Source organism: uncultured Kordia sp. (assembly GCF_947496985.1).
In the GTDB taxonomy this organism is placed as follows: Bacteria; Bacteroidota; Bacteroidia; order Flavobacteriales; family Flavobacteriaceae; genus Kordia.
In genome coordinates, this window is the sequence record NZ_CANMEZ010000011.1 from 157,564 (window position 1) to 167,926 (window position 10,363).

The 10,363-nt window shown below is 34.7% G+C and carries 8 protein-coding genes and 2 tRNA genes; 3 read left to right on the forward strand and 7 right to left on the reverse strand.

Annotated elements, in window-relative coordinates; genetic code table 11:
• Positions 1-24 precede the first annotated feature (24 nt).
• Together Q0828_RS21510 and Q0828_RS21515 are read right to left on the reverse strand one after the other, a co-directional pair.
• Entirely contained in the window at positions 25-879 is an 855-nt protein-coding gene (locus Q0828_RS21510; protein WP_298426410.1) for a hypothetical protein, read from the reverse strand.
• Positions 880-1,080: 201 nt separating this feature from the next.
• Positions 1,081-1,491 (reverse strand): DUF4293 domain-containing protein, encoded by a 411-nt coding sequence (locus tag Q0828_RS21515; protein ID WP_298426430.1) that lies wholly within the window; start codon positions 1,489-1,491, stop codon positions 1,081-1,083.
• Between the two features lie 181 nt (positions 1,492-1,672).
• Here Q0828_RS21515 and rho point away from each other — a divergent pair, with 181 nt between their 5' ends.
• On the forward strand, positions 1,673-3,397 hold the full coding sequence (rho, locus tag Q0828_RS21520; protein WP_298426412.1) for a transcription termination factor Rho: 1,725 nt from the start codon (positions 1,673-1,675) through the stop codon (positions 3,395-3,397).
• A gap of 156 nt (positions 3,398-3,553) precedes the next feature.
• Here the strand turns inward: rho and rpsT are convergent, their stop codons facing one another.
• The 4 genes from rpsT to proS all read right to left on the reverse strand — a co-directional run bounded on the left by rpsT (position 3,554) and on the right by proS (position 5,617).
• Positions 3,554-3,805, reverse strand: a complete 252-nt coding sequence (gene rpsT, locus Q0828_RS21525; RefSeq protein WP_298426415.1) for a 30S ribosomal protein S20 — start codon at positions 3,803-3,805, stop codon at positions 3,554-3,556.
• A 38-nt stretch (positions 3,806-3,843) separates the two neighbouring features.
• A tRNA-Glu gene (locus tag Q0828_RS21530) sits at positions 3,844-3,915 on the reverse strand.
• Positions 3,916-3,988: 73 nt separating this feature from the next.
• Positions 3,989-4,060, reverse strand: a tRNA-Glu gene (locus tag Q0828_RS21535).
• A gap of 78 nt (positions 4,061-4,138) precedes the next feature.
• Positions 4,139-5,617: a proline--tRNA ligase gene (gene proS / locus Q0828_RS21540; RefSeq protein ID WP_298426418.1), complete on the reverse strand. Its 1,479-nt coding sequence runs from the start codon at positions 5,615-5,617 to the stop codon at positions 4,139-4,141.
• 100 nt (positions 5,618-5,717) lie between these two features.
• On the opposite strand from proS, the gene Q0828_RS21545 reads away from it, so the two are divergent.
• Both Q0828_RS21545 and Q0828_RS21550 read left to right on the forward strand, forming a co-directional pair.
• Positions 5,718-6,737, forward strand: coding sequence for a hypothetical protein (locus tag Q0828_RS21545; protein WP_298426421.1), 1,020 nt, complete (start codon positions 5,718-5,720; stop codon positions 6,735-6,737).
• A 59-nt stretch (positions 6,738-6,796) separates the two neighbouring features.
• On the forward strand, positions 6,797-8,320 hold the full coding sequence (locus Q0828_RS21550; protein ID WP_298426424.1) for a transporter: 1,524 nt from the start codon (positions 6,797-6,799) through the stop codon (positions 8,318-8,320).
• A gap of 444 nt (positions 8,321-8,764) precedes the next feature.
• Here Q0828_RS21550 and Q0828_RS21555 read toward each other — a convergent pair.
• A partial coding sequence (locus tag Q0828_RS21555) for a T9SS type B sorting domain-containing protein (protein ID WP_298426427.1) occupies positions 8,765-10,363 on the reverse strand: 1,599 nt, incomplete at its 5' end.

Sequence of the window (10,363 nt, forward strand, 5' to 3'; positions counted from 1 at the left end):
ATTTTATTTACAATAGATAGATTTTTAACTTAATCCACTTAAAATAGCATTTGCATAGTCCTCTGGATTGTTTCCACATTTTTCAATATCATCATACAACCAGATAAATCCACCTGTAATATTATCTTTTTTCCACTTTATGAATTGACTATTTATTTGCTTTGGATCCATTCCTTGTGTGCAACCATCTCCATTTTTACACCACAACCCTGGATCTATAAACCCTGCTGCATCAAAATCTTTCCCCATAGCCAATTGTAAAGGTTGAATCCAAAGTTGCTTAACGTTTCCTATATTGTACGAACCTCCTGCATAACATTGCAAATTGAATCCAGTAACTAAACCTGGGTTGGTTTTTTCTAATGATACTAAACAATTAATCCAAAACTGTTGATTTGAATATGGACAGAATGTAATTTCCTTATATCCTATATTTGCTAGCATACGACTGAATCTTGTAATTGTATTGATATTATAGTTTCCTTCATCATCATAATCAATTCCATCAATAGCAGGAATTTCGTGAAGTAATGTCTCAAAATTTCTGTATAAAATACTCGAAGAATCATCACCTTGTGTATTTAGTAATGTCATGATGTGATAAAAATCATTTGTTTCCCAACCTCCTATAGAGAAAAGTATTCTATTAACACTTCTGCCTTTCTTTACTTCTTCTAATTCTACTCCCCAAGATGAGTCGCCCACATATGATCCGTTCGTTATGATAAGTTTATCATTATAGGCAATATCTCCATTTGGACGTACGTGAAGCGCCCAACATACTACTGTTGTAAATCCTGATTCTTTAATTGTTGGTAATGCAGAGTTCTCACTTGGATAGAAAGGTCCACCTCCATAAATTGATGCTGTAAGTTCCATAATTAATGTTGTATAGATTGTTTTTTCGTAAACTTACGATTGAATTACCTCACATTTAAACGTAATTTTCTTGATTTTAAAATTCACGTATTTACACTTGGTTCTATCTTAAACTATTAATTATTAATAAATTACATAAAAAAAACTCCAAAGTTTTCACTTTGGAGTTTTTCACGCACTAATATTACTAAGATGTTAGGGTTATCGTAATCGATCTACAGATTTTACAAGATCTTCATCCTTTTTAATTGCTCGATTTGCGAGCACTAATAAAACGATAGAAATAATAGGTAGAATGATCCCAATACCTTTCTCTGAGACTTCCATCTCTCCAGATAAATTTAGCATTCGATATACAAATACTCCTAATAAAATAAGGTTAAATATGTTGTTGAAACGATTCAACACAAATTGTAATTTTCTATTTTTAAACATAAAGATAGTGATCAACGCTAATACAGCCGAAGCCATAAACAAACCTAGAAACAAAGGATCGTCTTTTGCAAACACAATAGTTTTGTTTGCCATCGTATACAAACTAAACAAAAATGTTAGTCCTCCACTAATTGCGGCGACTAATAGCATGTAAAGAGTTTGTATTCTTTGGATCATATCTTGTAATTGGATCACAAAAATAATAGTTCTTTTCATAAAATACTATTTTGTTTATTAAAATAAATTTGTATTATTGCATAGACAATTCATAATCTATTGTTACTAATAGATTTACACACTTCATACGAGTATTTTATCACTCATTTTTTTCAAACTATAATTCATTACAGTCACATAAATGTTAGAAATTTCAGAATTAAAGAGCAAAAAGCTCCCCGAATTACAGGAGATCGCAAAGACTTTATCTGTTCCAAAATACAGATCTTTAAAAAAATTAGATTTAATTTATAAGATATTAGACCTTCAAGCTAGCAATCCTGAATCGGTAGCACCAATTACAAAATCTGAACCTAAAGCTGCTGAAAGTTCAGCTCCAAAACAACGAAAGCGAATCAAAAGAGAGCCTAACCAGCGAACTGAAAAAAAGCCTTCTACGCCAAAAGCTGCAGCTCCTAAGCAAAACAAACCAGAGACTAAAGCTCCTGAAAAGTCTACTCCATCACAACCAGCTGCTAAACAGAACAAACCTGTTCATAAACAATCTGACAAAAATCAAAAGAATACAGTGCAACATCCTAAAAAGGATGATACAAAAAAAGCTGAAAATGATCAGTCAGACAATAGTAATAATAATACTAGCAACAACAATAACAAGAGCAACAAACAACAGAATAACAATCATAAACACAACAAGAAAGATCACTCTAAACACAATAAGAAAGATCATTCCAACAAAAATAATGGAAATAAAGACCAGCGTAATCGCTATCGTGAGCCTGATTTTGAGTTTGATGGAATTATAGAAAGTGAAGGTGTTTTAGACATCATGCAAGATGGATATGGCTTCTTAAGATCTTCAGATTATAATTATTTATCATCTCCTGATGATATTTACGTATCGCAATCACAAATTCGTTTGTTCGGATTAAAAACTGGAGATACTGTTTTAGGAATCGTAAGACCTCCAAAAGAAGGCGAAAAATACTTTCCTTTAATTAAAGTTAGTAAAATTAACGGTCTAGATCCTCAAGTAGTGAGAGATCGCGTTGCTTTTGAGCATTTAACTCCTCTATTCCCAGATGAGAAATTTAACTTAGCAGAGCGTCAAAGTACAATTTCTACACGTATTATGGATTTGTTTTCTCCTATCGGGAAAGGACAAAGAGGAATGATTGTTTCGCAGCCAAAAACTGGTAAGACGATGTTATTGAAAGATGTTGCCAATGCAATTGCTGCAAATCATCCTGAAGTATATCAAATCATTTTACTAATTGATGAACGCCCAGAAGAAGTTACTGACATGCAGCGTAATGTTAAAGGTGAAGTAATTGCCTCTACTTTTGACAAAGAAGCTACTGATCATGTAAAAGTTGCTAATATTGTATTAGAAAAAGCAAAGCGTTTGGTTGAATGCGGCCATGATGTGGTAATTTTATTAGATTCTATTACTAGACTTGCCAGAGCATACAATACTGTACAACCTGCTTCTGGTAAAATACTAAGTGGTGGTGTTGATGCAAATGCACTTCACAAACCAAAACGTTTCTTTGGAGCTGCCAGAAATATCGAAGGTGGTGGATCATTATCAATTATTGCAACTGCATTAACAGAGACTGGATCTAAGATGGATGAAGTAATTTTTGAAGAATTTAAAGGGACCGGTAATATGGAACTTCAATTGGATCGCAAGATTTCTAATAGAAGAATCTTCCCTGCTATTGACCTTACCTCTTCAAGTACACGTAGAGACGATTTACTACTTGACGAGAAAACGATTCAACGTATGTGGGTAATGCGTAAGTACCTTGCAGACATGAATCCTGTAGAAGCTATGGAATTCATTAATCAACGTATTAAACAAACTAGAAATAATGAAGAATTCTTACTTTCTATGAATGCATAGAAGTAAAAACTAAGTGAATTATATACACTTAAAAAGCTGCTTACGAGTAAAATTGTAAGCAGCTTTTTATTTTAGGTTTTTTAGGTAAAATGTAAGCATAAAAAAAACTCCAACTGAGTTGGAGTCATTGTATATCTTAATAAACGTATTATCTTATTATAATGCGCTTACGTGCTTAGCAAGTTTCGATTTTAAGTTTGCTGCTTTATTATTATGAATAATATTACGCTTAGCTAACTTATCAATCATAGAAGCTACACTAGAAAATAAAGTTTCAGCTTCTTTTTTATCAGTAACGCTTCTTAATTTCTTAATTGCATTACGAGTAGTCTTATGCTGATATCTATTTCTTAGACGCTTAGTTTCGTTGCTTCTAATTCTTTTTAATGCTGACTTGTGATTTGCCATCTCTCTTTTTAATTATCTTTTTTAAACATTATGTTTAGTAGCCCGTAGGGGATTCGAACCCCTGTTACCAGGATGAAAACCTGGCGTCCTAACCCCTAGACGAACGGGCCATCATTTTTCAATGAGGATGCAAATTTAATTTAATAATTAATATTTGCAAATAAACTGACAGAAAAAATTTAGTAGCCCGTAGGGGATTCGAACCCCTGTTACCAGGATGAAAACCTGGCGTCCTAACCCCTAGACGAACGGGCCATTATTTCTGTTAGCGGATGCAAAAATACAACTATTTTTATATGCTCCAACTATTTTTAAAAGTTTTTTTCTTTTTTTTTAATATGCCTTCGCAAATAAAACTCTTTTAGTTGAATTCTGACCCGAATATACACATTTTCCTTCTTCTTCCAAAGCATCTAACGGAATACATCTAATTGTTGCTTTGGTAAGCTCTTTAATCTTGTTTTCAGTCTCAGCTGTTCCATCCCAATGTGCAGACACGAAACCACCCTTAGTATCAATGACTTGCTTAAATTCTTCGAACGTATCAACGCTTGTAGTGAACTCCGTTTGATAGTTTTTTGCCTTGCTAAATAATTTTTCTTGAATTGTATCTAAAAGGCTTAAAACAGTTTCTACAGCATCATCTTGCGCCACAGATTGTTTTTCAAATGTATCTCTTCTTGCTATTTCTAATGTTCCATTTTCTAAATCTCTTGCACCTAAAGCAATTCGTAACGGAACTCCTTTTAATTCCCATTCTGCAAATTTAGCTCCTGGACGCAAAGTATCTCTTTTATCAAACTTAACCGATACACCTTTTGCTTTTAACTGAGCTCCTATTTCATTTACTTTCTCAGCAATAGCGTCAAACTGTTCTTCATTTCTATATATAGGAACAAAAACAACTTGTATTGGTGCCAATTTTGGAGGTAATACAAGTCCGGCATCATCACTATGTGTCATAATCAAACCACCCATTAATCGTGTTGAAACTCCCCAAGAAGTTGCCCAAACCAATTCCTGTTTTCCTTCTTTCGTTACATATTTTACATCAAAAGCTTCTGCAAAGTTTTGACCTAAAAAGTGTGATGTTCCTGCTTGTAATGCTTTCCCATCTTGCATTAATGCTTCTATTGTATATGTTTCAAGTGCTCCTGCAAAACGTTCACTTTCCGTTTTTGAACCTTTTACTACTGGCATTGCCATAAATTCTTCTGCAAACTCAGCATACACTTTTTGCATTAGTTTTGATTCTGTCACAGCTTCTTCTTTTGTAGCGTGAGCCGTATGCCCTTCTTGCCATAAAAATTCTGCAGTTCTTAAGAATAAACGTGTACGCATTTCCCAACGAACAACATTAGCCCATTGATTGATTAAGATTGGTAAATCTCTATACGATTGAATCCAATTTTTATATGTATTCCAAATAATAGCTTCACTAGTAGGACGAACAATTAGCTCTTCTTCTAGTTTTGCATTTGGGTCAACCATGAGTTTCCCCTCTTTATCTGGATTTGTTTTTAACCTATAATGTGTTACTACAGCACACTCTTTTGCGAAGCCTTCTGCATTTTTTTCTTCAGCTTCAAAGAGGCTTTTTGGCACAAATAATGGAAAATAAGCATTTTCATGTCCCGTTTCTTTGAACATTTTGTCTAATTGAGCTTGCATTTTTTCCCAAATTGCATACCCATATGGCTTAATTACCATACAACCTCTTACGGCTGAATTTTCAGCTAAATCAGCCTTTACGACCAATTCATTATACCATTTTGAGTAATCGTCACTTCGCTTCGTTAATTTCTTGCTCATTCTTAGTAGTTTGGCACAAATATTGTGAATATGTTAAATAAAAAATAGTTTCGACAAAACTAACTATTTTTGTACTGTTCAACAATTAATTTTAGGAGATATGCGAGTTATTTACTATTTACAAAACAACATAAGGGCTATACATATTTTAGCTATCACATTTTTAACATTAACATCATGCGGAACCTATCAACAGGCTTACGGTGATGATGATGGAATTTACGGCTCTAATCAAGAACGTAAACAAACCACAGAAGTTGCCACTACAAATAAAAATGGCGCATATCAAAATTACTTTGAACAAAAATCTCTAGAAGCAGATGATCGCTATGGAGATATTTTTACAGATGTAGATTCATATTCTAGTCAAGAAAACCTTGACCCAAACACAGATACAGAAGCAGTTGGTTACTCAGAAAGTTATTCTCCTTGGGGAGATACAACTGATGATGTAGTCATTAATGTATATACAAGCTCTGCTGGCTTTGGAGGCTGGGGAGTTGGTGGATGGGGCTTTAACCGATGGGGATTCAACCGTTGGGGAAACAACTATGGCTATAACTGGGGACTTGGTTTCGGAGGAGCATTTTGGGATCCATTTTGGTCACCTTACCCACCCTATTCAGGATTTTGGAGCCCTGGGTTTTTCAATCCATATTTTGGTTATGGAGGATTCTATGGATACGGACATCCATATTTTAACAGATTCAGATATGGAAGCCCTTACGGTCGTGGAGGCGTAGCTTATAATAGAGGAAGAAGAGGAAACTATTACAGAAGCAATCCAGATTTAGGAAGAGGCAACAACACTTCATATTCAAGAAGAGCAAACAATAGCAGAAGATACAGTGCTTCTCGCTCTTCTAGAAGAGCTAATACTCGTGCAACTCGCTCAAATACACGAACTATTAGATCTACTCAAAATACAAGAACAAGAAACAACACTAGAGTTACTAGAAATAATAATACACGAGTTCGATCAAATACTCGTTCTACCAGAAATACAAGAAATAGTTCTTTTAGAAGCAATCGTTCATCAAGAAGTTCTTCATTCAGATCATCCGGCGGAGGAAGATCAGGTGGTGGAAGATCTAGTGGAGGACGTGGAGGAAGAGGTTAAACCAAACAACACTCCAATTAAAGCATCTTTTAAGAAATAGGAATATCAAAAAACAAGTTATGAAAAAAGTATTAATGCTATTCATAGGTGTGCTATCTATGCAGATTGGTAACGCCCAGAATATAAATGATGTAGTTCGTTTTTCAACAGAAAACATTAACGGTACAGCCCGTTTTAGAGCTATGAGTGGAGCTTTTGGAGCTCTAGGAGGTGATTTCTCTGCCTTCACAATAAACCCTGCAGGATCAGCCGTTTTCTCAAATAGCGAAACTGCCATCACATTGAGTAATTACAATAATGACAATGACACTTCTTATTTTGGAAGTTTTGCAAATAGAAATGAATCAGAGTTTGATTTAAATCAAGCAGGTATTGTTTTTGTTTTTAAAGATCTAAATGATAGCAATTGGAATAAAATCACATTAGGTGTGAATGTTCAAAACAATGACAATTACTACAATAATTATTTTGCCTCTGGGCGAAATACCTCAAGTGGAATTGGTGATTACTTTAACTTTTATGCCGATGGACAACAATTAGGAAATATTGCTCAGCTGCCTGGAGAAACCGATACAGATACGTATTTAATTTTAGGTGAAGACTTTGGTTTTGCAGCGCAACAAGCATTTTTAGGGTATGAAGGTTTTGTAATTAATCCTGATGATCCAAATAGTAATAATAATATTGGATACAGTCCCAATGCAAATTATGCAGCTGGAGCTGATCATGATTATATTGTACAAACTTCTGGCTTTAATAGAAAATATACATTTAATATTGGCGCACAATTCAAAAACAACTGGTACTTTGGATTAAACGTAAACTCTCATGATGTTGACTATAGAGAACGTAGAGTTTTAATTGAAACACCAGTAGATATTGATTCTGGACTACAATATGCAGAATTTTCAAATGAATTATATACATACGGATCAGGTATTTCTTTCCAAGTTGGAGCTATCTACAAAGCTAAAGGGCTTCGTATCGGAGCATCTTACCAATCACCTACTTGGTACACTTTAAACGATGAATTAATTCAAGGTTTAAGTACAGATTTTAGAGATCCAAATAGCACAGATGACATTCTAAGAAGAGATATCTTCCCAAATGTAGTAAACGCATATAGAGAACATCAAATTACAACTCCCGCAGTTGTTACAGGTAGTTTAGCTTATATATTCGGAAAAAAAGGATTAATTAGTTTTGACTATTCTGTAAAAGACTTTGCGAATGCAAAATTACGTCCTGACAATGATTTTTTTACAGCAAATAGCAATATTAATAATGATTTACAGGCTGCCGCTACTTATAGAGTAGGTGGAGAATACAGAATAAAGAAATTTAGTTTACGTGGAGGATATAGATTTCAAGAAAGTCCATATAAAAATGGGGCTACCGTTGGTGACTTAAATGGTTATTCTTTAGGTTTAGGATACAATTTTGGAAGTATGGCACTAGATTTAGCATATGATAGAAGTGAACAAACAAATAATCCACAACTTTTTCAAGTTGGTTTAATTGACACTGTTGCAATAAATAACATTAACACAAATGTTACATTATCACTTTCTTTCAAGCTATAAGAAATATAAATCGTAACTGATTAAAAAAACACAAAGGTCTCATTAGCAAACAGCTTAAAATGAGACCTTTTTACTTTTCAAATAATTCAAATACTCTTTCTTATTATATTTTTTTATAACTCAAAAGTATGTTTAAAGGTTACAATACAAAAAGTTGCTTTTCGAAACATTAAATTAATGAGCTTGATGTAAATTTTCAAATACTCCAAAAACTATTTTCACTATACTTTTTCACCCAAGAAAACACTCAAATTGACATTTTCTGAGCCAGAATTCCATCAAGTAGAATGAAACTCTCGAAAACTTTGTATCGAGATTAAGTATCAAACCCACATTAAATAATAACATCTATTTAAAATAATATTGTTTCATAGTATGACATAAAAAAAACCGAAGCTACTTTCTGCTTCGGTTTTTTGTTGTTGTTTTTTCTTTCTGTGTAAATTATCTCTTTAGCGTAAAATGATTGATGAACTCTTTTGGTGTTCCATCAAATGGATCTATATATTCTACTCTAAACCAATAATCTGCCGATGGCATTACATTCCCATTGAAAGTTCCATCCCATCCTGGTCCTGCTGGACTGATCTGTTTTAGAAGTTTCCCATACCTGTCAAAGATGTAAATCTTCGCAGCTGGTTGGTTTTGTAATCCTATGATATTCCATGTCGCATTATAAGCATCTCCATTTGGTGTGAAGAATTCCATAAAATCTATCAGTCCAAAGGTTCTTACCAGTTCTCCACATCCATTGGTATCTCTCACAGTAATGGTATGCTGTCCTGGTTTTAAATCAGTAAAGATTCCATCTGTTTGCCACTGTCCATCATCTAATTGGTATTCATAACTTCCTGAGCCACCTGAAGCCGTTGCTGTTACATTATGTGAATCTGCAAAGGCAGGTGTGTTTACAGCAATGTCTAATACACTTGGCGCAGAAGAAGCCTGATAGGTTACACTATCATCAAATGTACAATTGGTTGGATGATTCATATCGGTTACCGTTACACTATACGTTCCTGCTTCGGTTACTTGTACCGTTGCAGTAGTAGCCGTTCCACTTGGAGTGGTCCACTGATAGGTAAATCCGGCTCCAAAGTCAACACCAATGGTTCTAACATCCAAGGCTTGTCCTGTGGCTGCATCTACACACAGAATATCATCTGCTGGTAGTGTAAAGACCGGTAATGGATTTACTTGTAAGTTTACCAATACGGGATCTGATAAACATCCCGTGATGGTTTGTCTAACTCTAGCATACAATGTTTGTGGATTGGATGTATTGCTATACGTACTTGGGTTTGCAATAGCATTTATATCCATATCAGCATCCGTAGCAGTTTCATAGTAAGATACTGCCATGTCTGTCTGTCCATTAATAATAGCTGTATCCAAACTAGTGAGGTCAAACACAGCGGTATCTTGATCCGCTTGATCATCTGCACACAACTCATAGGTATTTGGAGCTGTTGCTGATGGAATTGGCTCTACACTAAGTTCTAGACTAGCAATGTTATTGGTATTCAAACAACCTGTAACAGTATGCTCCACACGGATAAATACAGTTTGTGGATCGGTTGTATTCTCAAATCCATTGACAAGAGCAGCTGTTCCCGCTACAGCATCTGCCACTGTTGGGTGATAACTTACGGTAAAGTCTGCAACATCCTGTGGCGCCTCTAATAAATCTAATGAAGCTGTTACCACATCCCATTCAAACTGTCCTAAATTATCATTGTCATATTCACAGAATACATACGTAAAGGCGGTATCGGTAAGTGCTGGTAGTGGATGTACAATCACAGGTAATTCTACCACCTTATAACAAGGAAGCATATTACTATCAATCTGTAAATCACTCTCTACACGTACATAGATGATCACTTGTCCATTCATATTGGCTGTTGCCATGTCTACAGAATGCATCGTTGGATCAACAATGGCATTGGTGTTATCCATTGCATCAGTCGCTGTAGTATGGTAACTCACCGTTACATTATTCTCATTGTTTACAATCTCAGCCTGTGATTGTGTGAGATCGAA